The following is a 22,609-nucleotide window of genomic DNA, read 5'->3' as shown; positions in this document are numbered from 1 at the left end:
TCGGCGGGTTTTCAGCCGCAATTTCCGGCGAACCTCTGGTCGCGTGCGCGGCGCACACTTCATGAAGTGCGCTCCGCGTGCGTCACGTCCGGCGGCGTTCAGCGACAGTCAGAGAACTTCGCGTCGTACAGCGCCTGACCGAGTTTGTCGTGGGCGGCCTCGTTGAAATGGAGACCGTCTCGGATCCAGGGCAACTCGAAGCTCTCGCATAGCTTTTCGCCGTCATCGCAGCCGAGCAACTGCACCGAGTCGAGCGCCAGATCGATCTTGCCCGCCTGAGCCTGCGCGAGGATCCAGTCGTTGACCTCGCGCATGGCTCCGGCCCGACGCGGGTTGTAGTGGCTCTCGAGTCCGCCCCAGGGGGCGACCGTGATCCCCACGACCCGCGCCCCTGCCCGACGCGCCATCGTGTACATCGCGTCGAGGTCGGCGATGATCTTGGCGGTCGAACGACCCCCGCTCACGTCGTTCATCAGATCGTTGACGCCGCCAAAGACGATCACATGGCTGTACCTCGGCCGGCGCTTGGCGCGCGGATCGCCCACCACTTCACGCTGAAACCGCCGCCGCATCTGCGCGACGTTTTCGCCGCCCACTCCGTAGTTGTCGAAGCGGCTCTTGCGACACTTCTTGCGCTGATCTTCGAGGTACCTGCCGCCGCGCGAACGCACCGCAGTCAGCGAATCGCCGATCGCCGCGACCCGGTAGTAGGCGCGTTTGGGCGGTGTTTCGGCTGCGGCCGCGCCGGCTTCTTGGTTCGCGGCGGCGGGCGACTGCCCCGGAGACTGCGGAGGCTCCGTCGAGCACGCCGCCGCCGGATGGCTCTCGAGCCACTGGTCGGTATCCCGCATCAGCGCGTAGAGCAGTCGCCGCGCCATGTAACTTGCGCCGTGCTGTGTCAGGTGGATTCCGTCGGCCTGGCCCAGGCCCGAGGCGATGAAACGCACCATGGAGGCCTCGCCCCCCATGGCCCCGCGGAAATCCCAGAAGGCGCAGTGGTTGTCGCGCGCGATCTTCTCGTTCTGATGAGCCACCAAGCGGATGTCCGGGACGGAGCGCACTGCCTTGACCGACGTCACTTGATCGACGGGGCTCATGACCAAGACTGGCACGTCGGGCTGTGCTTCGCGGAAGCGCGCGATGAGCTCGGCCATCCAGGCTTCGTACTTCACCGGCCAGACCTGATTGCTGCCCAGCAGCAGCGCGATCAGATCGTACTTTCGGTGACGCAAGGCCGCGACCATCACGTCCTTGTTCTGTCGCAAGAGCAGCGGTCCGCTGACCGCACCGACACCCAACGAGTCCACGACGAAGCTCGGGTCGCCCCGCTCCAGCGTCACGCCAAACAGCGTCACCGGCTTGACCGTGGTGGCGACGAACTCGAGTTTGTGGGCAGTGTCCGGCAGCGAAAACGGCGCGAATCCGGCCTCGCGAGTCGCGCCGTCGGTGTCCACCTGGGCGACGGAGCTGCCGTCCACCCGGATCTCGAACGCGCCGGCGTTGGGTTTTTTCAAGTAGTAGACGTCGAAGCGGCTGGCGCGTGTTCCGATCGGGGACGAGCTGTCCGCCGTGGCGACCCAGGTGACCGCGCCGCGCCGCTCGCTACGCGCCGCGATCCCAGCGAAGCCGTAGGCCGCGTCATGCGAAGGATGGGTGGAGACGGCGAAGGGTGTCCAGTCGAGCCGTTGGTGCCCGCTGCGGACGTCCATGTGCCGGTACCAGTTCCAGGGCCGCCCCAGCGCAATGTATCCATGCCCAGCGTCGCCGTACTTCTGCTGCAGCGTGCGCCGCATCTCTCCGGTGATCCAATCCATCGTCATGTTCGAGTCGCCGAACACCGCGATGCGGACGTGATCCTTCGCGCGGCCGCGGAGCAGACTGGCCACGCGCTCGCGGAACGGCGCCAACGCCTGCGCCGCGTCGACGATTGTCGGAACCGGGACGTCGAGCTTCGTTTCGATCAGCGCCGGTAGCTCGACCCGCAGCGCAGCGCACGTGGGCTGCGCTTGGGGCGGGGTGACGGGCGGCATCGCCTTGGCCTCGGGGGCCCGTGGCATGCCGGCATCCGCGGTGGGGTGGCCCACGTTTGCGGGGGGTGGGCTCCCGGAGCCGCAGCGCAGCGCGGTCGCGGCGAGCAGACCCGCGACGAGCAGTGGCGCAACTCCGTGGCGCGCGCGTTTGTGGGGAGCAGGGACTCCCATGTCCAGGCTCCGAGTCTACGCCGCCCGGTCGGCAAACACCCGGCGCAAGGCGCGAAAAGTCGCGGGCGTCGTGAGCGCCTGGCGGGCCCGCGGAGCCATGCGCAGCGCTCCGCAGCGCTCCCGGCTCTTGCCGGCCGCGCTCCCTCCGGCGTTCCCTTTTATCCGCGAGCCAAGCTATCTTGTGAGCGGTCGAGGATTTCGTTCACGGGTTCGGCATGCGTCAAAAACGAGACAAGATTTCGGCGAAATCCCGCGGCGCTGACCCGGAGCGCCGTGCGGGCATCCTCGCGGCAGCGGAGCGGCTGTTTCGCCACTACGGTCCGCTGAAGACCACGATCGGCGAGATCGCGAGGGAGGCGGGCATTGGTGTCGGCAGCGTCTACCTCGAGTTTGGCTCCAAGGACGACATCGTGGGGGAGCTGTCCGGCAGGCGCCAACACCACGTGCTCTCCGAGATGCAGCGCGCCGGCGCGCGAGGCGCCTTTGCCGAGCGCATCTGCCGAGCGCTCGAAGCGCGGGTCGTCGCGCTGTTCGAGCTCTCGCGACAGGGCGCTCACTCCTGCGATCTGGTGCTGTGCAGCGCGGCTGCAGTCAAGAGCGCGCACGGTCGGTTCAGGAATGACGAGCTGGCGTACGTCACCGAGCTGATCGAAAAAGGCAGACAGGCGGGTGAGTTCTCCGTGGACGATCCGGCGCGGGTGGCGCAGCTCATTCAGCGCGCTCACACCAGCTTGAGTCCGCCGTGGATCTTCGACCTTCGCCGCAACGATGCACTCGCGCTGTGCCAGGAGATGAACGAGCTGCTCGTGCGTGGGCTGCTGGTGCGGGCGGAAAACACGACGGGTCGAAGACGCGGGGCCTGAGCCGCGCGCGCGGACCGAGCGCCGCCGCTCGCGAATGATCTGTCCGGGGACGGGTTGACGAACTCGTGAACGAATTTACTTTCCGTTCACTGCTCATCACGGAGGTCCCTTGAAAACCCTGCGATCCGGAGCCTTGCTCCCAAATTCCTCGCTGCCCGTCCTGCCCCTGCGCTCCGGGGCGCTGTTTCCCGGCACCACCTTCAGCTTCAACGTCGGGCGGCCGCGTTCGCTGGCGCTGGCATTGTCCCTCCACGCCGGAGATCTGGTGCTGGTGGTCAGTCAGCGCCAGGGGCAGATGCGTGATCCCGCGTTCACCGACCTGCATCCCCACGGAACCGTTGCAAAGGTCATCGGCGTCGAGCGCCAGAACGACCGCGCCTACCAGCTCACCCTCGAGGGTCTCGACCGCTTCGAGCTCAGCGATCTGGAGACGACCGAGCCGTTCTGGAAGGGACACGCGAAGCTCGTCGAAGAGTCGCGAGAAGACGAGCCCGAAGCGCGCTTGCTCGCCGAGGCGCTCGCGAAACAAGTCGAACAGATGGTCAAGGAGTCCGGTGGGGCGCTGGACAAACTCCCGAGCATCGATGGCAGCCCGGGTCTGTTTGCGGACCGGGTCGCTGCGGGGCTGTTTCCGGACGCCGATGACGCCGTCGAGCTCCTGGCGACCTCGGATGTGGTCACGCGACTCGAGCGGGTGATTCAACTCTTGGCCCGCGCCAAGACTCTCAACGAGCTCAAACTCAAGATCGATCGGGACGTGCGCGAGCAGTTCGGGAAGAAACAGCGCGAGGTCGTGCTGCGCGAGCAGATCTCGGCAATCCGGCGTGAGCTGGGTGACGAGGACGGTGAGAGTGACAGCGAGCGCCTGCGCAAGCGCATCGCCGAGGCCGAGCTGCCGGAAGAGGTGGCGAAGGTCGCGGAGCGGGAGCTGCGCCGCCTCGACGCCCAAGGGGGTCAAGGGCCCGAGGCCAACGTGATCCGCAACTACCTGGAGTGGCTGGCGGACTTGCCGTGGAATCGCCGCGCCGAGGCCAGCCTCGATCTGAGCGGGATCTCGGCCAAGCTCGAGGCCGACCACGCAGGGCTCGATGACGTGAAGAAACGCATCCTCGAACACATGGCGGTGCACAAACTCTCGGGTAACCCCCGCGGCACCATCCTGTGCCTGGTTGGGCCGCCCGGCGTCGGCAAGACGTCGCTCGGTCAGAGCATCGCCGACGCGACCGGTCGCCCCTTCGTTCGCATTGCGCTCGGTGGCGTGCGGGACGAGGCCGAGATCCGAGGACACCGGCGTACGTACATCGGTGCGCTGCCGGGTCGCATTGCCCATGCCCTGCGCAAGGCAGGCCAGAAGAATCCAGTGATCTTGCTCGACGAGATCGACAAGCTCTTCTCCGGCTGGGGCGGCTCGCCAGAGGCGGCGCTGCTCGAGGTGCTCGATCCGGAACAGAACAAAGCCTTCACCGATCACTACCTCGAGGTGCCCTTCGATCTCTCCGAGGTGCTCTTCGTCTGCACGGCGAACACACTCGAGACGATCTCGGCGCCACTGCGCGACCGACTGGAGATCGTGGAGCTCAGCGGTTACACCGAACCCGAGAAGCTGGGCATTGCTCGCAGGCACCTGCTGCCCAAGCGGCTGCGCGAGGTCGGCCTGGCCGAGGGTGTGCTCGAGCTGACGGACGCGGCGCTCGGCGCGGTGGTGCGGGACTTCACCCGTGAGGCCGGCGTACGGCAGCTCGACCGGGAGCTCACCCGCTTGCTCCGCTCGGTCGCCCTGGACGTGGCCCGCGCGGAAGACTCGGCGCCGGTCGCGGTTCGGGTTGGGGCTGACGACGTCGAGCGCTACCTGGGGCGTCCCCGGTTTTCCAGCGATGTCGCCGAGCGTACCTCGGTGCCAGGTGTGGCCACGGGCCTCGCGTGGACGCCGGTGGGTGGCGACATCCTGTTCATCGAGACCTCGCGTATGCCCGGCAAGGGTCGGCTCGAGACGACCGGCAAGCTCGGCGACGTGATGAAGGAGTCGGCCCGCGCGGCGCTCTCTTACCTGCGCAGCCACGCGGCCGAGCTGGAGCTCGATCTGGAAGGCTTGGATGAGAGTGACTTGCACCTGCATGTACCGCAGGGCGCCGTGCCCAAGGACGGACCGAGCGCCGGCATCACCATCTTCACCGCGCTGGCCTCGCTCCTGTCGGGGCGCACGGTGCGGGCCGATACCGCGATGACCGGCGAAGTGACGCTGCGCGGTCGGGTGCTGCCCGTCGGTGGCATCAAGGCCAAGGTGCTCGCGGCGCATCGGGCCGGCATCCGCCGGGTGATCTTGCCCGAGAAGAACCGGCGCGACTTCGAGGACGTGCCCGAGGCGGTGCGTGCCGATCTGGAGCTGGTGTTGGTGAGTGACATGCGCGAGGTGCTCGCCCTAGCCCTCGAGGACACCCCGCATGTCCCGGCCCTGGATGCCTCTCCCCACGCTCCGCCGGCGCTGCTGGCGAGTTGAAGTCACATTCGACCGCCGAGACTATCCGAGCCACCAGCACCCGTCACAGGTGCGGAAGGTGGCTTCGTGACTGGTGCTGCGCTCGGTACTGGCGCTGCGCTCGGTGGCGGCTTGACGGAGGCAGCTGTCCTCTCGATGGGCGCTGGTCTGGGCGGCGCGGCGCCCTTCGCGACCGGCACCGTCCGAGGCTCTGCGCTCGGCGCGGCCGCGGCCGGTTCGATCGAGCTCACGGCTGGCTCTTCCGCCGGCCGCGGCGGCACCACGGACGACGCGACAGTGGGTTCCGCGCTCGCTCCACCGGTCGCCGCCGCGCTCGCGTCCGTCGTCGGCGCCGCGTCGTGCCGCGCGAAGACCGCCCACCCGCCAGCGCCGAGCACAGCCAGAGCGCCGAGTGCGACGTACGGGAGCCGCGACCGCCTCGAAACGCGTCCTGTCGCCTCCCCCAGCGGAATCGCCGTCGGATCGACGGTGCTGGCCGGAGTCGCCGGCGGCGATCCCTCGTCGGTTGAGGGCGGCAGCACCAGCACGGTGGAGGCGATGCCCGCGGTGGAGATCACGCGGGACACTCGCTCGACAGAAACGCTGGCTCGTTTGGGCGCGAACGGCGCGAGCGCGAGCGCGAGCTCAGCGACGTTCTGGTAGCGGTCTCGACGATCCTTGGTGAGGCAGCGGCGCACGACGGCCTCGAACCCAAGAGGGGTGTCCGGACGAAGGTCGCGGAGCGACGGAGGCTCGTGCCCTGCGATCTTCAGCACGAGCTCGGGGAGCGCATCCCCCTTGAACGGGACACGCCCAGTGACGAGCTCGAACAGGACCACACCCAATGACCAGATGTCGGTGCGGGCATCGACGTCCTTCGCCGACGTCATCTGCTCGGGCGACATGTAGTAGGGCGACCCCATCACGGCTTGTGTCGTGGTGAACCCGAGGTCGGCGCCGGAGCCACTCGGGACCGTCAGCTTGGAAATCCCGAAGTCGAGCACCTTCACCGAGAGCAAGCCGTCCCGTCTGAGGATGCAGAACAGGTTGGCCGGTTTCAGATCGCGATGCACGATGCCGATGGCGTGGGCCTCGGCGATGGCCTCGCACGCTTGCAGCACGAACTCGCAGGCCTGCTCGACGGAGAGCGCGCCGCGTTGCTCGAGCCAACCGGCCAGGTCACCCCCGTCGAGGAACTCCATGACCATGTAGGGCGCGCCGTTCTCGAGCTGACCCACGTCGGTCACGCGCGCGACGTGCTCGCTCTTGATCTTGACCGCGGCCCGCGCCTCGCGCTCGAAGCGCACCACGGCCTGTTGGTTGGTCAGCGCCGCGGGTAGCAAGAACTTGAGCGCGACCTTCTCGTCGAGCTGAATGTGGTGCGCGGCGACCACCACTCCCATGCCACCGACTCCGAGCACACGCTCGACTCGATACTTCCCCGCGAGCACGTCGCCTTCGCGCACGCCCGCCGAGGTGTTCTCCGCTTCGCTCACGGTACCCTCGCGCAACGAATCCCGTAGCCGCCCTCGCGCTTCTCTGGCACCCCATGCAAGCGAACCGAGCTCTGGGCGGTGAAGGTGTTGTTCAGGAAGTCGCTGCCGCGAGCCGCGCGCTCCGTCATCGGAGACAGGTGCCCGCAGTTGGTACACGGCAGAGGATAGGTCTCGGAGTACCAATCCTGCGTCCACTCGCGGACGTTCCCGGCCAGGTTGGCGTGTGTCCACTTGCCGTCACCCTTCGGCGACAGCGCGTCCACCCCGGCGATGCCCGTCGTCGGGATGCACCCGGCGAAGTTGGCGTAGCTGCAGTCGATCGTGCTCGATGACGCCGGGCTCGAGAACGGGTACACGCGCTGCTCACTGCCGCCGGCGGCGGCGTAGTTCCACTCGGCTTCGCTCGGCAGAAAGCCGCCGTCCCAGATGCAGAATGCAGACGCGTCGTACCAGGTCACGCAATTGATCGCGCTCCGGTCGGTCGACCCCGGCGCCGAGGCCCAACTGTGTTTTGCGTCGCAGGCGAGCGCCGCGTCCCAGGCCTGAATCGTCGTCGGAAGCTTGGCGTCCCAGCTCGCCTTTTCCCAGCCGACCTCGTAGGCGCCCCCCGCAGCGCCGTCCTTCAGCCCGCTCCCGCCGTTGAGGTGGTCGTGCTTGCCGGCGCCGTCATCGGGGCGCCAGCCGCCTAGCCACGCTTCGGCGAACTTCCGGAAACGCGCCACGCTGACCTCGTACCGATCGAGGCGGACCTCGCTCACGCTGGCCGTATACGTGGCGTTGGTGAAGTTGCCGCCGTCGTAGCTGCGCTTGAAAGTTCCGGCCGGCAGCTTCGGGCTGTCACAGCAGCTACCCCCGCCCGAGCCGCAGTCATCGATCCCCGCGCCCGTCCCCGCACAGCTCGGCTTCGTGACGCAAGCCCCGGCAAGGCAAGTGGGCGTCGGCGAAGCGCAAGCTTGCGGCAACTTCTTCCACGTGCCCTGCGCGTCGCACTGCTCGGGTGCGTTCACGTTGCAGCGCTTCTCGTCCGGGGTACACCCGCCGCCGCCGCCGCTGCCCGCCGTGCCTCCGCTGCCCGCGATGCCGCCCTGCCCGGCGCTTCCCGCCGCGCCCCCCGTGGGCACGCTGCCTCCGCTTCCGCCGGCCGCTCCGGTACCGATGGTCCCACCCTGGCCGCCGCCCGCGCCGCCGCTGCCCCCCGTCACGCCGCCGTCGGCGGCTCGCTCGTGCAAGCCGTCCAGGTCGAGGCCGGCAAGCGACGCGCAACCGGTCGTTGCGATGGCCAGGACGAGCCAGGGCCACGCGTGAGAGGCCGTCATGGCGTCCTCGCACAGCGAAATCCGACGCCGAACTTGCGATCCGTCGGAGCGTATCCGACGCGAAGCGAGTTGGTGATTTCCGTCGTCGACGTCGGCTGGAAGTAGCCGCCCCGGGTCATGCACCGCCCTGGGGTGGAGAGCTCGGCGCAGTCAGTGCACGGCGTGGCGTAGCCCGAGGTCGCCTGGAAGGGGGTTGGGAACGTGTCCAGGTTCCATTCGGTCACATTTCCGGCAAGGTCGAGCTGACCGTACTTGCCGACGATCGTGGGGAGGGAGCCGACCGTCGCGATTTCCGTCACGCCGGAACAGGCAGGACCGTTGAGGTAGCAACCGTAGATGGCCAGGTTCGTGTCCGGACCGGGCACCGTCTTGCCCCACGGGTACACGCGCTGTTCGGTGCCGCCGGCCGCGGCGTAGTTCCACTCCGCCTCACTCGGGAGAAACCCGCCGTCCCAGATGCAGAACGCATAGGCCTCGTACCAGGTCACGTAATTGATGGGCCGCTTCTCGTGGGGCCCTGCGCTCGTCGTCCACGTCTGGTACGCCGTACTCTGACTGAGGTTCGTGTTCCAGTCGGTCGTGGACTTGGCCAGTTTGTTCGACCACGCCGCGCGCCAGCCGTATTCCCAGGCGTTGGTCGTGGGCGCGACCAGCAAGCCCTTGCCGTCGTTCACGTGGATGTGCTTGCCGGACCCGTCGGCAGGAGCCCAGCCTGCGACCGACGCCTCGACAAACTTCCGGAAGCGACCCACGCTGACCTCGTATTTGTCGAGACGGAAGTCGCTGACCTTCGCTGGATGCGTACCGTCCACGAACGTGACGTTGTCGTAGCTTCGCTTGAACGTCCCGCCTTGCACCGGCAGGCTCGTGCAACAGCTCTCACCGGGGCCGCAATCGGTGACGCCAACACCGCTCGATTTGCAGCTGGTCGCGACGCAAACGCCGGCGGAGCAATTGCCGTCACCGGTGCACGCCAGACCGTCGTCCTGCCACACGCCACTGCCATTGCATTTCTGCGGCTGGTCGCCGTTGCACTGCAATGCATTGGGCGTGCAGCTCCCGCCGCTGCCCCCACCGCCGCCGCTGCCGCCGTTGCCACTCGTGCCACCGTTGCCACCGTTGCCACTGGTGCCGCCGCCGCCGCCGGAGGCGCCGCCCGAGGCCCCGCTGCCGCCGCTCGCTCCTCCGCCGCCGAATGCGCCGGTCCCACTGCTCGCGCCCGACCCGGCACCTCCGCCCGTCGTCCCCGCGTCATCTCGCGCGTGCAAGCCATCCAGGTCGAGACCTGCGATGGACGCGCACCCCGTGGCGGCGACGAGGAGCGCGAGAGCGTCGATTCCCCAGCGACTCAAGCTCAGAACTCCCGTACCAACGCCAGGCCGCCGCCCCCCGGACCGACGCGGGTCGACAGCGCAGTGCGTGGCGCGGCGCCGCCACTTCCCGAGAGCAGGAAGTACAGGCCGGCGCCAAGGCCCACCGCGCCGACTACGAAGCCGACGGTGCTCACCGTGGACAACGTTCGGGCCGACGAGGCCGCATCGAGGCCCTCGGCGTCGCAGGCTTTGCTCGCGTCGCAGTGCGAGTCGATCGTGCTCTTTTTGCTGAACACCATGGCGCCGGCGACCGCGCCCACCCCGACACCGACCACGCCGACGCCAATGCCGACGTAGCCGAGCACTGGACGCTTCGATGCCCTGTCGCGCTGAGCTCGATCTGCGGCGCTGGGTGTCGGCGCCTCGGGCCGCGTCTCGACAGGCGTCGGCAGGGGTTTCGCGGCTGGGGCCGCCCGGCTCACCGCGCCTGGCTCGACGGATACGCTCTCCAGCGCGCCCGGGGCGACGGTCACAGGGTACTTCCGGTCTTCTCGGCCGTCGGCGGACACCACGATCACATGCGCGCCGGGATCGATGGGTGCGGCCGTGCCCCAGAGCGGCTGCCCGATGGCCTGCCCGTCGAGCACCACTCGGAACCCGGCCGAGCTGCCGTCGGGCACCGAGATGGTCAGTCGTGCCAGGCCGGTTTCGAGCGCCACTGCTCGCTCGCGAGCCACACGCTCCCTCGCGTCAGCGCGGGCATGGGCGATCTCCGCCCCCTCCTTGAACGCCGCCCATGCGCTGGCCGTCTTGCCGGCCTTCTCGTAGCAGTCGGCCAGATGCAACAGCGTGCCGAGCTGGGGATCGAGGCGCTGGCTCTCGCGAAACTTCGGACAGGCGACCGCGTACGCCTTGTCCGCCATCGACTTCTGCGCGTCGTCGTACAGCTGGGTCGCCATCGCCTTGTCGTTCGCGCTCGGCTCGGCCAGCGCGAGGGTCGGGCTCAGCGCAACGAGCGCCAACGTCGTCGTGAGAAGCGTGCATCGTGAATTCAAGACCTGGACCTCCGAGCGCGGGCGCGGGTGCAGCTGCGAGAGCCCTCACCGCATCCGTCGTCCTTCAGGATACGGCGCAGGGGCTCGTTTGGTACAGCGAGACGTGGCGAGCCCGGGAAAATGCTTGGGATACGAAACGAGTTACCTGCCTCGGTCGCCCCGGCGGGCTCGCCTACGAGTCACAGCGGCGCACCCCGGGACGATGTCGGGTGTGCCGCGCGCTCACAGGCGTGGTCGAGTTTCCGCCCGACTGGAGCGCGTGAGTCACAGCGATGGCGCGTCGCGGGTTGCGGATCGCCGACAGCGCGCGGAAACACGCGCGGCACGCCCGTTGCAGTTCCTTTGCATGACCCAAGGAGCTTCCGATGGACTTGACCACTCTCGCGCGGGGGATTTCTGCGCGCTCTGGGCTCAAACCCGCCCCGATTTCCGTCGGCTTCGAGATCACCCATCTGTGCAACCTCGACTGCCAGTACTGCGATCGACACACGCCGCGGCCGCGGGAAATGACCAAGCCACAGATCTTTCGCGCGCTCGACGAGCTTCACCAGCTGGGTATGCGCCACGTCTCACTCGACGGCGGTGAGCCGCTCACCCACCGCTGCATCGACGAGGTCACGGCGTTCCTCGTACAGCGGCGTGTGCGCGTCTACATGAACAGCAACGGCATCCTGGTGCCGAAAAAAATGGCTACCATCCGCCTGCTGTCGAAGCTGAAGATCAGCCTGGACGGTCCGCGCGAGTGTCACGACGCCATGCGGGGCGACGGTGCGTTCGACAAGGCCCTGGAGGGTGCGCTCGCGGCGCGTGACGCCGGCGTCCGGGTCGAGCTGACCTGTGTCGTTGGTAGCCACAACGTCGGTCATGTCGGCGAGCTGGTCTCGCTGGCCGAAGAGCTGGAGTTTCCGGTGGTCTTTCAGCCGGCGCGCAACAGTCTGTTCCTGGAGAGTGCTCGGGATGGGAGCGCCTGGGCGTCGGACACCAACGCGCTCCGGCGCGCCTTTCGTCAGCTGGAAGCGCGCAAGCTCGCGGGCACCGCAGCCGTCGCCAATGGCTGGGCGAGCCTGCGCCATTTTCGGGCCTTCCCCGAGGACGCGAGCCTGCCCTGCGCCGCCGGCATCATCAACGCGACGCTCGACCCTGAGGGCAACCTGTTTCACTGCGGGCAAGTGCTGCGCCGAAGCACCGCGCCGAACGTGGTCGAGCTCGGTGCGCGGGCGGCGTTCGAGCAGTTGAAGCGTGGTGGCTGCGGGCAGTGCTGGTGCGCCCGCGTGGTCGAGGAGAACTACGCCTGGGGAGGGCGGGTCGGACACATGCTGCCGCCCCTCGGGGTCGATGTCGGCGAAGACCCCGCTCGTCCCGAACCTCGTCGCCTGAAGGTGGTGGCGTGATGCTCGGGCAGCGTGCTCGTCGGAGCTCCCCTGCGTCCGCGCTGCGACTCGTGCCCGAACCGGGTGTGAGTGCGCCGCCGAACCTCGCGGTGTCCATCGACTGCCGTTACGTGCGCGAACGGCCGAGTGGCATTGGTGCGTACGTGCAGGCGCTCGTGGACCGTGTGCCGAGGCTCGCGCCGGGCTCGCGCTTCCAGCTGTGGGTCGACCCACGCGCGGCGCGCCCGCTGTCGGCCGAAGCGAACGTCGGTGAGAGTGTCGTAGCGGCCCCGGCCAACGGTCTGATGACGCTCACCATGCCGTCACGTCTGGTGAACCTGGACGACTCGGATGTGCTGCACGCACCCTTCAACATTCTGGGCCGCGGGGTGCAATGCCCCACCGTGGTGACGGTTCATGATCTCATGTGGCTGGAGTCGCCGGCGGATGCCGAGGGGCTGTCCGCGGTCACGCCGTTCAAAGCCGCGTTCTATCGAGACGGGATCCTGCGTGCGCTCAGGAGCGCGACGCGGCTGATCGCAATCTCCGAAGCCACCGCGCTCGCCATCGCGCGCGTCGAGCCTGCGGCTCGGACGCGGACTCGTGTGATTCACCACGGGGTCGAGTCGCGCTTTCAACCCCCGGCGTGCCGCGAGACGGCGCGGGCTCGCGCGCTCGCAAGCCTGGGCATCCGCGGCCGATATCTGCTGGTCGTGGGTCAGAACACTCCCAGCAAGAACCACCGGGCAGTGCTCGAAGCGTTCGCCGCGGCGTGTCTGCCCAGCGACGTGCACCTGGTGATGTTGCAGCGCCTGTACCGCGGGCGGCGTTTTGGGGTGCTCCGTTCGACCCCGCTCGACGAGCGCGCCGAAGCGCTCGGGATCGGCGCTCGTGTCGTGTTTCCCGAGCGCCTCTCCGACGGCGCGCTGCTCGAGATCCTGCAGGGAGCGGAGGCGCTGGTGCAGTTCTCCAAACACGAGGGTTTCGGTATGCCGGCATTGGAAGCGTTGGCCTGCGGCACGCCGGTCGTCGCGAGTGACATCCCGCCGCTGGTCGAGGTGCTCGGACGGGCGGCCCTGCACGTGCCCCTGAACGTGTCCGAGCTCGCGCGGGGGCTGCGTCGTTTGTCGAACGACGACGTGCTGCGGGCGGAGCTGGGAGCACGTGGCATCGAGCGCGCTCGGAGTTTTTCCTGGGATCGCTCTGCCGCGCTGCACCTGGAGGTGTACCGAGAGGCAGCCGAGTAAGCGGCTCGCGGTGGCGCCTCACGCAGGCACGCGAGTCGGAGTGCTGCCGGTCACACCCTCGACGAGGCGTTGCACGCGCGTCCGGATGTCTTCCCAGAGCAACGCTGCCAGGCCCCACCAGGGGGCGATCCACAGGAGTACAGAGTTGAGCAAGGCGTAGTGTTCGAGGACCCAGCCCACGAAATCGCCGCCGATTTTGGGGCAATGAGGCTCCCTCCGCAGCTCATGGATCTCGAGACAAGGCGAGTCCACATCGCCGGGATCGTCCACGAGGCGTACGGCGCGTGGATGGCCTCGGTGGCGACGCGGTGTTCTTCCCGGCGCTGGTGTTCGGCTGGCTCAGGGCTCGTCAAAGCAGAGCGCCGGCAGCTTCTGAGCTCCGGGTCGCACCTGGGTTCCCTCCCCTTCAACGATCGAGCGCTTCCCGCACCTTGCGCAGCAGCAGCCCCGGCGTGATTGGCTTCTGAACGAAGGCGACGCCGGCAGCGAGCACGCCATGATTCACGATCGAGTGGTCCGTGTAGCCAGACATGTACATCACGGTCATGTCGGAGCGCACTGACAGGAGCCGCTCGGCTAGCTGGCGCCCGCTCATGCGTGGCATGACAACGTCCGTGAGTAGCAGATGAATGCGCTCGCGGTGCGCTTCGCACACCAATAGCGCTGCGCCTGCGTTCTCCGCGTCGAGCACCGTGTAACCCGCGCGCCGCAAGATGGTGCGCACGAGCCCGCGCACCGCGTCCTCGTCCTCCACGAGTAGAATCGTCTCCGAACCGCCGCGTGCCGGCTCTTTGGGATTCGGTGGCTGGGCGGTGGTCGCGAAAGCCGCCGCGCGCGGCAGATAGATCTTGAACGTGGTCCCGTGCCCCGGCTCGCTATAGACCCAGATCGTACCGCCGATCTAATGCACGATGCCGAAGACTATGACCAGCCCCAGCCCCGTGCCCTTGCCCTGCTCCTTCGTAGTGTAGAACGGCTCGAAAATCCGCGCGCGTGTCGCCGTGTCCATGCCGATGCCTGTGTCGGTGACTGCGAGCATGACGTAGCGTCCGGGCGCGACGCCGAGGTGTTTCGCAGCGAACTCGGCGTCCAAGTCCACGTTCGAAGTCTCGATCGTGAGCTTTCCTCCCTCGGGCATGGCGTCACGCGAATTGACCACCAGATTCATGAGCACCTGCTCAATCTGCCCGACGTCGGCCAGGACGTAGCCAAGGCCTGGCGACGTGCCCAGCGTGAGCTCGATGTCTTCCCGGATCAGGCGACCCAGAAGCCTCCGCAGTCCCATGAGGGTTTCATTCAGGTCAAGGACGCGTGGTGCGAGCACCTGCTTTCGACTGAACGCGAGGAGCTGACGTGTGAGCAAGCTGGCGCGTTCCGCCGCACTTCGCATTTCCCCGAGATCGTCCCGGAGCGGATCGCCGGGTTTCACGTCCTCCAGAATCATGTCCGCGTAGCTCAGGATGACGGACAAGAGGTTGTTGAAGTCGTGCGCAATGCCACCTGCGAGTCGCCCGACGGCCTCGAGTTTCTGCGCCTGGCGGAACTGGTCCTCCGTCCGGCGAAGTGCCTCGGCCATCTTCTTCCGTGGGGTTATGTCCTCCGAGATCCCCAGAAGGTGCGTCGGCGTGCCTCGTCGGTCACGGATCGCGATCTTGATTGTCCGGAGGTAGCGTTCACCTTGCGGGGTCACGATCGCCTCCTCGGCCACGCAGATGGGTGAGCTCACCGCCAAGGCCTCGCGATCCTTCGCCTGGAAGAAGTCGGCTTGCTCCTCCGTGAAGAAATCGCGGTCGGTCCTTCCGAGCAGCACTTCCCGCCCGATCCCCAGCAGCTCCTCGCCTGCCTTGTTGATGCGCTCGAATCGCAGCTGCTGTGCCTCTTTCACGAAGATCATCAGCGGGATGTTCTCGACGATCGAGTCGAGAAATGCAGTCGTGCTCTGCAGGTCTCTCTCGATCTTTGAGCTAGACTCCTCCGCGCCAAGACCCACGCGGCGCTGCAGCTCCTCGAACTCGACTGCGACCCGGAGAAACGCCGCCAGATCTCCGGGGCTGATGCCTCGGGACAGGCGCACGCTCACCGGATACGACAAGTGAACGAGAATCGAGGTCTCGTCACGCCCAACCACGATGCAATCGTCGTGCGCATCGGCGTCATCAGCGACCACCAGTCCGTTCGCAGTCAGCGCCTCGACGTAGGCGGTCCTCTCGTCCGAGGATGGGGCATCGAAGAGAACGATCCGTGTCGGCACGCCAGTCTATTTGCTGCGTTTTCGGGTTCCGGCCGCGCCGAACACGCCAGAACGCGAGGCCTCCGGCGCCACACGGCCGGCCGGTCAGTCCGGCCGCTGCCGTTGGGACGGATTCACGCCGGTCGAACGCTTGTACATGCGCTGGAAGCCGCTGACGTCGGAGAAGCCGACAAGGAAGGCGATCTCCGTGATCGAGAGCCGCCCCTCGGCGAGCAGATGTTCGGCAAGCTCCTGGCGCCCGGCGTCCACGATCTCTTGGTGAGTCGTGCCGTTCTCGGCGAGCCTGCGCTGGATGGTGCGGGCCGATGCATGAAGCGCGAGAGAGGTCGTACGCAAGCTCGGCGGAGCACCCGCACGGAGCGTCCGGGAGACGGCCGCCCGGACCGTTTCGACGAAGGATCCCGCGGCCGGAACACGCGATAGGATCTCGCTCATGTAGCGTTCCAGGACCGCGAGAACGCCGGGGTTGGCTGTCCCGATGGGAATCGCAAGGTCGGTCACGGAAAAAGTGAGCTGCGAGAATGGGCGGCCGAAGCGCACCGGACAGCCGAACACCGCTCGGTGGCGTGTCGTATCAGTTTGTGCGGCGTGCGCGAAACTGACCTCGCTCGGCGCGAGGTCGCGGCCGGTGAGCTCGCGCGCACGGAGGTGCAGGAATGCGAGGGCCGCCTCGACTTCGGGGGCAGGTGTTCGATGGATGCGTCGCAACCGAGCACTACGCCCGACGACCTCGTGGCTGATTGCCCATGCATCCGACAGCACGCGATGAAAACGGACCAGTTGGTCCAGCGCCTCGCCGAGGGTGCTGCTGAAGCACCACGCATAATCGAGGACGTCGTACGCTCCCATCTTTGCCTGTTCGGCGACGTTCAAGCCGAAGTACGGGTCGCGCGCCTGCAGGTCGGCCTGGATCCAAGCATGAGAGCGGCTCGCCTCGGGGATACGGAGATCGAAATCGTCGAGCTTGGACGCCGACACGCCGATGTCACGGAGGATCCCATCGACGTCCACGCCCCTCGTGCGAGCGTACTGGAGCATCGGTCGCAGCTCCACCACGCTGGCGGTCCCCTGCTGTTTCCACGGTCGCACCTTGGTTGCCCGTTGCACCAGGCGATTGTACGCCGACGCGGGGCTCAGCGACGACCTACGCGCAACCGCCCCAGGCGGCTCAGATGGCGATCGGTCCGGGCCAACGTCGCATCCAGCTACGGCGTCGTGCACGTTCGCGCCAATTCGAATCGTCACGCTCGATCCGCGCCGAGCCGGCGATGAGTTCGTCGATGCGTGCCTCGAGCTGCTGCACGACCTGCGCGTCCTCGACGATGACCATCAGCTCGCTCTCCCAATAGGCCGAGGTCACGTCGAGATTTGCACTGCCGACGGCGCATCGCGCGCCATCGATGGACATGATTTTCGCATGAACGTGCGGGAAGACCCGGCCGAGCGCGGGGTGCCAACCCGCTACCCCTTCGAGCGCAAAGAAGAAAGCCTCACCGCCTGCTTCAACGATCGGATCCAATCGCGAATGCACGAACTCCGTGACCGTTGCTCGCGCGAACGACCACGGGCCCGTGAACGGCGTCTCGTTGTGGCGCGGGATGACATGACCGGTCAGCGCGCGCACGCGAACGCCTCGGCGAATCGCACGCACGAGCGCGTGCTGGAGCTCGAGCACGTACGGGAAGCCATTCACGGCGCGGATCTGCGAGCGCGCGCCGTCGATGAGCTCGAGGTACGCCTCGAGAGTGCGCGCGTCGCGTAGGCCGTGGTGGTCGACGACCCGAACTTGGACCGTTCCCGCGGGCGAACAGGGGAGCAGGGCGAACGGCGCGCCGCCGGCGCTCGTCCACGCCTGGAGGAACGACTCCGCGATGGGCGTCACCGCGGGCCCCTCGATGCGCACGCCCCCGTCCAGCCAAGGCACCCGGCGCCACGACGTCGTAGTTTCGAGCGAGACTTCGTCGAAGCCGGTGTAGTACTCGTTCCCCAAGTTGCGTCCGCCCACGAGCGCAACCCGTTCGTCGACGACGACGAGCTTACGATGGTCGCGCTGTTTGATGTCCGCCATGGTCGGCACGCTCGCGACGGGTCGCGAGGCGCGCACCTCGACGCCACGGCGTTGGGCCATGCGAGCGAGGAGAGGGTTCTCGCTCCCGAACGAGCCATGCATGCCGTGCAGCGAGTCGACGAGGACGCGTACGACGACCCCCCGGGCTCCCGCGTCGGCGATCGCCGATTCGATCGCAGCGCCGACCTCGTCACCCTGTGCCATGTACACCTGCACGTTCACCGAATCGTCGCTCTGCGCGATAGCGTCCAGAAGCCGCGCGCGAGCGAGCTTGTTGTCGAGCTCGATGTCGACACGATTGCCCGCAACCGCCACGCTGGGGTCATCGCGCACCAGCGCTTCGGGGGCTGGAAGACCCGGATGGAAGAGCGAGACCACGTCGTAGCCTGCCGAGCGCAGCCGCGCGCCGACCCGACCCAGGCGAACCGCGTCGTTGGCTTCGGCGACGTCGAATGCAACGCCCTCATCGAGCACGGCGCGCGCGTCGATGACACACGTCGGCAAGTCTACGGCGCGAAGGCGTTCGCGGATCGCGGAGACGCGTCGCGTCGGCCTCATGCGCACGCCGAGCGGCTCGAGATCGGAAACGCTGGCGACTTCACGCTGTCGCTCGAGTTTCTCGCGACTCAGCTCCGCGTCGAAGAGCGCAACCCGACGTACGGGGCGGAGGATGGCGAAGCGCTGGTCGATCACTGTCATGGCGTCGACCGCAACGCCGTCGTCGATGGACGCGATGCCGAGCGTCGCGGTGGACGGCACGACGAGAGCGTCGAGCTCGCCATCGTTCGTCGTGAGGAGCGTCTCGATGGTCTGCCCGCCCGTGACCAATGCGAGCCGGCGGCCGGCGGCCGGCGACAGCCCGCCTCCCACGGTGACCTCGTCGACGTGGACTCGGACCCGTCCCCGGAGCTCGATCGCGTCGCACACGTCGAGCGAGGGACCTCTGGGTCCCGCGGGCGTGGGAACGACCAGCACGGGCGCGGGCCAATCGTACGCGATGAGCAGCGGGGCTGGGACCCGCGCGAGCACGATCAGATCGACCCGCCCGGCGCTCGCGGCGACCGCCAGCGCGCTGCGCAGCGAAGTTGCGGCGTGAGGTATCAACGTCGCGCGCGCCCGAACGCCCAGCACGTCCAGAGCGGACGCAATCTCGCCAACTCCCATCTCCGGCGCACCGGCGATCGAGAGCGTCCACGACGGCGAGGCCTGCTCGCGCAAGAACGCGGCGATTGCGGATCGAGATCGCCGACCGAGCGCGGCGCAAAAGACATGCGTCACACCAGCGTGGTTTCCGCCGGCGGGCCAGAGCAGCGCGACGCCGGCGCGTTGCGCCGCGGCCGCGACGAGGCGCGCGCAGGCCAGCGACGCCCCTCCTACGACCAACAGATCGGCGGACTCGGTCCTTGCCAGCTCCGCGAGCGCTTCCAACGGGAGGTGTGGCGCGTGGTACGCGGCCACCTGCGGCGCGAAGGAGTTCGCCACTTCTCGCCATCCAGCCAGCGATTCGAGCACTCGCTCGCCGGCCACGATGACGATGCTACTGAGCGTGGGCGCCACGCTCGCGAGCGCCGAGAGTACATGGGTCGGCTCCCCGATATGATCGACGAAGACCAGCGCGCGCCGGAAGTTCGTGCGCGTCGACCGGGACATGCTTGCGCCGTCACGCATGCGTGGGCTTCCACGCTCCAACGAACCGCTGAGGGCGAACGTCGAGGACGGCGTGGGCAACGGTGGCGGCGGCATCGCCGATGTCAACGAGACCCTCGCTCACGAGCCGGCCCCCGAGAGATGCTCTCGCGCGCCGCGGGCCTCTGGCAGCGAGTGTCCACCAGCGGCAGGCGAGCCCGTGGACGTCAGGGGAGACGCGCGTTGGGCAAACGAATTGCAAAATTCCACCAAGCCGAGCGTACGCGCTTGGAGCCGCTTGTCGAGATCACCGGTGAACCCTCGCCCCCGCCGCTGGTCGAGGTGCTCGGACGGGCGGCCCTGCACGTGCCCCTGAACGTGTCCGAGCTCGCGCGTGGGCTGCGTCGTTTGTCGAACGACGACGTGCTGCGGGCGGAGCTGGGAGCACGCGGCATCGAGCGCGCTCGGAGTTTTTCCTGGGATCGCTCTGCCGCGCTGCACCTGGAGGTGTATCGAGAGGCAGCCGAGTAAGCGGCTCGCGGCCGCGGTGAGCGGCGCCTCACGCAGGCACGCGAGTCGGAGTGCAGCCGGTCACACTCTCGACGAGGCGTTGCACGCGCGTCCCGATGTCTTCCCAGAGCAACGCTGCCAGGCCCCACCAGAGGGCGATCCACAGGGGCACACCCCCGAACCAACCGAGCCGGTAGGCGTGGAGGTGCCCGACGTTGATGTAGAGCGCTTCGACCAGGGGCCCGAGCAGCATCACCGCTCCGACCAGGGTGATGCGTCGGCGGTCTGGACGGGCAAACACCAGCACCGCCAGCAGGGCGACTGCGAACGGCAGCCAAGACCACAGCGGGTGCGCGAAGGAGCGATAGATGGACTGCCGTGTGAGCACCACCAGCGCGACCAAGAACGTGAGTCGGAGAGCGCCCCCTTCGAAGCGCCGCCGACCGACGAACAGCGCGCCGTTGGCGGGCGCGAGTTCGAGGCGGTGGTAATGGAATACACTCACGAAGAAGCGCAAGATCATGCCCCAGAAGAGCAGCATCCAGATCGGGATGTGACTGACCCCGGGCAGGTCGGTGGGCACAGTGTAGTCGTAGATGCGGTAGCGCGTGACGGAGCTCCAGTCGTTGAACGCGCCCACCACCGTGCACACAGCGTAGAAGAGCACCTCACCGCGCCGGGTGATGTCTCGCTCGCGGTCCGGTAGCGCCATCCAGAGCGCGAGGCGGGTTGCGAGCACGAGCGGCACGAGCCAGCTCATCAGCGCGAGGTCCTGGCTCGCGAGGCAGATCGCGACACTCACCGCGACGATGGCGGCGGTGTCGATGAAGAACGCGCGATCGCCGAGCGTGCGCATGCTCAGGCCCTCAGAAAATCCCGCACCGCACCCAGCAGGCTGCGTGGGTGCATCAACCCATGCAGGTATTCGTCCGTCGTGTAGTTCTGCGCCCAGGCGCAGTCACCGCCACACTGTTCGGGCCCTGGACCGTGGAAATCCCGCGGGTCGTGGCGGCGGGTCGCCTCGTCCCAGAGCGCGTCGACGTGGTCGAACGCCAGCACGTCAATCCACTCCGGCTCCACGTTGACCGCCGCTTTGCACGGCCACGCCAGCCGCCCGTCGTGGTCGACGTGGGGTTTGAGCGTGTTACGACACTCGAAGGGTTCGGCCCGGAGCAGGCGCTCGAGCATGCGAAGCGAACCGCTGATCTTCGCGCCACCGCGCTTCTCGGCCAGGATGTGGGCGACGAGCTCGGAGTATTCCGGGTCCGCGAGCACGGCGCCGTCGACGCGCGGACCGGCGTTCTTCGGGACGGGACAGAACCAGATGCCGAGATCTTGGCAGAGGTCGAGCACCGCGCGCGCTTCGGCGAGCCGACCCGGTTGCAGCACGGCGTTCACCATCAGCTTCACCCCAGCGCCCTCCGCGAGCTCTCGGAGCATGAGCAGATTTCGGATCACGTCCTCCGGGTGTGGGGTCCGCCACATGTCGGCGAGTAGCCCGAGGTCGAGGGCGTCGAGGCTGACGACCAGAATGTCGACGTCGGCCAGGAACGTGGCCCATTCGGGTTTTGCCAGCAAGCGGTGCAAGAGGCTGCCGTTGGTGTTGACCACGATCGGATAGAACGCGAGCTCCCGTGCGCGGCGCGCGAGCCGCGGCAGGTCCTTTCGCAGCGTCGGCTCGCCGCCGGCGAAGTAGACGCTGCTCGCTCGGGTGCGCATCACCGACAGCAGACGCTCGCCGCGCTGGGTATCGAGCTTGCCGTGTCCGTCGAGCTCCGGATAGCGCGCGCCCCGGTGATCGTCGCAATAACTGCAGGAAAAATTGCACGGACGCAGGGTCGTCCAGATGAAATAGAGCGGCAGCAAGTCTTCGCGCCCCGCCCGCGCCCGCGAGCGGTTCTCGACGTAGCTACGCGCGGCGGTGGCGTAGGACAGCGCGCGGCGTCGCCACTCTTCCGGGCCTCGTACCGGCGCGGTGAGGGTCGGACCAAGGCTCGCTGCGAGCGCCCGGGCTTCGCGGGCCAGCCGCCCCCAGGTCGGATGGCCTGGCTTCGGCTGATAGCGTCGAAAGTCCGGTAGCTGCTCCGGAGTTGCGGCGGCGTACTCGCGCCAGGGGTCCGATGAGCGTTTTGTGGACAACGAGACGAGGCTGTTCATGAGAGCACCTCTGCTTTTTGAATCGGCAAGACCGCGCCGAGGGCGCCGAGCGATAGTTTGGTGAGCAGCTCCACGGCGTCCGCGCGCTTCAGCTTTTCGCCGAACACGTAGCGAAGCCCGACGCGCATCCACATGCCGAGCAGGGCGTGGGCCACGAGCTCGGGCTCGGACAGGACCGTGCCATGGGCGGCAGCGAAGGCCGTCAAGCGGTCTGCCAGGAACTGTGCGACGGGTGGGCTGATGCCGTCGCGCAGTGCTGGCAGCCCACCGCCATCGCCCACGCGCTCGGTCAGCGCCCCGAGCAACTCCCGCTCACGCTTCCAGTGATCGAGGCAAACCTCGGCGAGGCGGCGGGCGATCGCGTCGGGGCCTGACGACTCTCGCTCGTGGTAGGCGCGCTCGAGGCGCAGCACGAGCTGGTGATTGAACTCCGCGAGCAGGTCGTCGACGAGGGCTTCCTTCGTCTCGAAGTGTACGTAGAAGGTGCCGTGCGCGACCCCGGCGCGCCGCGCGATGTCACCGACCTGGGTGGCCCGGAATCCCTGATCCGCAAAGCAATCGAGGGCCGCCCGCTTGAGAGCCGCTCGGGTCTCTAGCTTGCGCTTTTGCCGGGAGTTGACCAGTTCTTTGGGTGACACGCAGTCAGTGATAGCAAGTCAT

Annotated in this window: 16 protein-coding genes and 3 pseudogenes; 5 read left to right on the top strand and 14 right to left on the bottom strand. The window is 67.8% G+C overall.

What is annotated here, in order from left to right; translation table 11 throughout:
• Positions 1-98: 98 nt before the first annotated feature.
• On the bottom strand, positions 99-2,201 hold the full coding sequence (locus tag IPI67_06615; GenBank protein MBK7579863.1) for an SGNH/GDSL hydrolase family protein: 2,103 nt from the start codon (positions 2,199-2,201) through the stop codon (positions 99-101).
• Between the two features lie 215 nt (positions 2,202-2,416).
• On the opposite strand from IPI67_06615, the gene IPI67_06610 reads away from it, so the two are divergent.
• Together IPI67_06610 and lon are read left to right on the top strand one after the other, a co-directional pair.
• Positions 2,417-3,064 carry a TetR/AcrR family transcriptional regulator gene (locus tag IPI67_06610; protein ID MBK7579862.1) on the top strand — a complete coding sequence of 216 codons (648 nt, stop codon included), beginning with the start codon at positions 2,417-2,419 and terminating at the stop codon, positions 3,062-3,064.
• Positions 3,065-3,173: 109 nt separating this feature from the next.
• The gene (gene lon, locus IPI67_06605) at positions 3,174-5,561 is read left to right on the top strand and encodes an endopeptidase La (GenBank protein ID MBK7579861.1); all 2,388 of its coding nucleotides are present in this window, start codon (positions 3,174-3,176) and stop codon (positions 5,559-5,561) included.
• 2 nt (positions 5,562-5,563) lie between these two features.
• On the opposite strand, the gene IPI67_06600 is transcribed toward lon, so the two are convergent.
• From IPI67_06600 to IPI67_06585, 4 genes are read right to left on the bottom strand one after another with little or no spacing between them, the layout of a single operon-like run.
• Positions 5,564-7,036, bottom strand: a complete 1,473-nt coding sequence (locus tag IPI67_06600) for a protein kinase (GenBank protein MBK7579860.1) — start codon at positions 7,034-7,036, stop codon at positions 5,564-5,566.
• The gene (locus IPI67_06595) at positions 7,033-8,352 is read right to left on the bottom strand and encodes an SUMF1/EgtB/PvdO family nonheme iron enzyme (protein ID MBK7579859.1); all 1,320 of its coding nucleotides are present in this window, start codon (positions 8,350-8,352) and stop codon (positions 7,033-7,035) included. The genes IPI67_06600 and IPI67_06595 overlap by 4 nt, the downstream gene beginning before the upstream one ends.
• The gene (locus IPI67_06590; GenBank protein ID MBK7579858.1) at positions 8,349-9,704 is read right to left on the bottom strand and encodes an SUMF1/EgtB/PvdO family nonheme iron enzyme; all 1,356 of its coding nucleotides are present in this window, start codon (positions 9,702-9,704) and stop codon (positions 8,349-8,351) included. The genes IPI67_06595 and IPI67_06590 overlap by 4 nt, the downstream gene beginning before the upstream one ends.
• 2 nt (positions 9,705-9,706) lie before the next feature.
• A complete protein-coding gene (locus IPI67_06585; GenBank protein MBK7579857.1) occupies positions 9,707-10,720 on the bottom strand; it encodes a hypothetical protein in 1,014 nt (337 codons plus the stop codon).
• 365 nt (positions 10,721-11,085) lie between these two features.
• Between IPI67_06585 and IPI67_06580 the strand changes: the two genes are divergently transcribed.
• Entirely contained in the window at positions 11,086-12,111 is a 1,026-nt protein-coding gene (locus IPI67_06580) for a radical SAM protein (protein MBK7579856.1), read from the top strand.
• Positions 12,111-13,337, top strand: coding sequence for a glycosyltransferase family 4 protein (locus IPI67_06575; protein MBK7579855.1), 1,227 nt, complete (start codon positions 12,111-12,113; stop codon positions 13,335-13,337). The genes IPI67_06580 and IPI67_06575 overlap by 1 nt, the downstream gene beginning before the upstream one ends.
• A gap of 18 nt (positions 13,338-13,355) precedes the next feature.
• On the opposite strand, the gene IPI67_06570 is transcribed toward IPI67_06575, so the two are convergent.
• From IPI67_06570 to IPI67_06545, 6 genes and pseudogenes are all read right to left on the bottom strand, one after another.
• Positions 13,356-13,517 (bottom strand): hypothetical protein, encoded by a 162-nt coding sequence (locus IPI67_06570; protein MBK7579854.1) that lies wholly within the window; start codon positions 13,515-13,517, stop codon positions 13,356-13,358.
• Between the two features lie 226 nt (positions 13,518-13,743).
• Positions 13,744-14,538: pseudogene (locus IPI67_06565) on the bottom strand (response regulator).
• 126 nt (positions 14,539-14,664) lie between these two features.
• Positions 14,665-14,913 (bottom strand): annotated as a pseudogene (locus IPI67_06560) (hybrid sensor histidine kinase/response regulator).
• Positions 14,899-15,231: pseudogene (locus IPI67_06555) on the bottom strand (PAS domain-containing protein). The pseudogenes IPI67_06560 and IPI67_06555 overlap by 15 nt, the downstream one beginning before the upstream one ends.
• A gap of 441 nt (positions 15,232-15,672) precedes the next feature.
• On the bottom strand, positions 15,673-16,599 hold the full coding sequence (locus tag IPI67_06550; GenBank protein ID MBK7579853.1) for an AraC family transcriptional regulator: 927 nt from the start codon (positions 16,597-16,599) through the stop codon (positions 15,673-15,675).
• A gap of 157 nt (positions 16,600-16,756) precedes the next feature.
• A complete protein-coding gene (locus IPI67_06545; protein ID MBK7579852.1) occupies positions 16,757-19,324 on the bottom strand; it encodes a phosphatidylserine/phosphatidylglycerophosphate/cardiolipin synthase family protein in 2,568 nt (855 codons plus the stop codon).
• Positions 19,325-19,570: 246 nt separating this feature from the next.
• On the opposite strand from IPI67_06545, the gene IPI67_06540 reads away from it, so the two are divergent.
• Positions 19,571-19,813 carry a hypothetical protein gene (locus IPI67_06540; protein MBK7579851.1) on the top strand — a complete coding sequence of 81 codons (243 nt, stop codon included), beginning with the start codon at positions 19,571-19,573 and terminating at the stop codon, positions 19,811-19,813.
• A gap of 28 nt (positions 19,814-19,841) precedes the next feature.
• Here the strand turns inward: IPI67_06540 and IPI67_06535 are convergent, their stop codons facing one another.
• From IPI67_06535 to IPI67_06525, 3 genes are read right to left on the bottom strand one after another with little or no spacing between them, the layout of a single operon-like run.
• A complete protein-coding gene (locus IPI67_06535; protein ID MBK7579850.1) occupies positions 19,842-20,648 on the bottom strand; it encodes a DUF2878 family protein in 807 nt (268 codons plus the stop codon).
• A 2-nt stretch (positions 20,649-20,650) separates the two neighbouring features.
• Positions 20,651-21,949, bottom strand: coding sequence for a radical SAM protein (locus IPI67_06530; GenBank protein ID MBK7579849.1), 1,299 nt, complete (start codon positions 21,947-21,949; stop codon positions 20,651-20,653).
• A complete protein-coding gene (locus tag IPI67_06525; protein MBK7579848.1) occupies positions 21,946-22,587 on the bottom strand; it encodes a TetR/AcrR family transcriptional regulator in 642 nt (213 codons plus the stop codon). The genes IPI67_06530 and IPI67_06525 overlap by 4 nt, the downstream gene beginning before the upstream one ends.
• Between the last annotated feature and the right edge of the window lie 22 nt (positions 22,588-22,609).

The sequence above is a fragment of the Myxococcales bacterium genome, from assembly GCA_016706225.1.
Classification (GTDB): domain Bacteria; phylum Myxococcota_A; class Polyangia; order Polyangiales; family Polyangiaceae; genus JADJKB01.
This window is presented reverse-complemented; position numbering and strand designations above follow the sequence as displayed.

What these genes read in the sequence shown, in the direction of transcription:
- IPI67_06595 (MBK7579859.1), bottom strand. Translation starts at nt 8,352, where the DNA reads ATGACGGCCTCTCACGCGTGGCCCTGGCTCGTCCTGGCCATCGCAACG.
- IPI67_06545 (MBK7579852.1), bottom strand. Translation starts at nt 19,324, where the DNA reads ATGCGTGACGGCGCAAGCATGTCCCGGTCGACGCGCACGAACTTCCGG.
- IPI67_06535 (MBK7579850.1), bottom strand. Translation starts at nt 20,648, where the DNA reads ATGCGCACGCTCGGCGATCGCGCGTTCTTCATCGACACCGCCGCCATC.
- IPI67_06615 (MBK7579863.1), bottom strand. Translation starts at nt 2,201, where the DNA reads ATGGGAGTCCCTGCTCCCCACAAACGCGCGCGCCACGGAGTTGCGCCA.
- IPI67_06530 (MBK7579849.1), bottom strand. Translation starts at nt 21,949, where the DNA reads ATGAACAGCCTCGTCTCGTTGTCCACAAAACGCTCATCGGACCCCTGG.
- IPI67_06575 (MBK7579855.1), top strand. Translation starts at nt 12,111, where the DNA reads ATGCTCGGGCAGCGTGCTCGTCGGAGCTCCCCTGCGTCCGCGCTGCGA.
- IPI67_06580 (MBK7579856.1), top strand. Translation starts at nt 11,086, where the DNA reads ATGGACTTGACCACTCTCGCGCGGGGGATTTCTGCGCGCTCTGGGCTC.
- IPI67_06610 (MBK7579862.1), top strand. Translation starts at nt 2,417, where the DNA reads ATGCGTCAAAAACGAGACAAGATTTCGGCGAAATCCCGCGGCGCTGAC.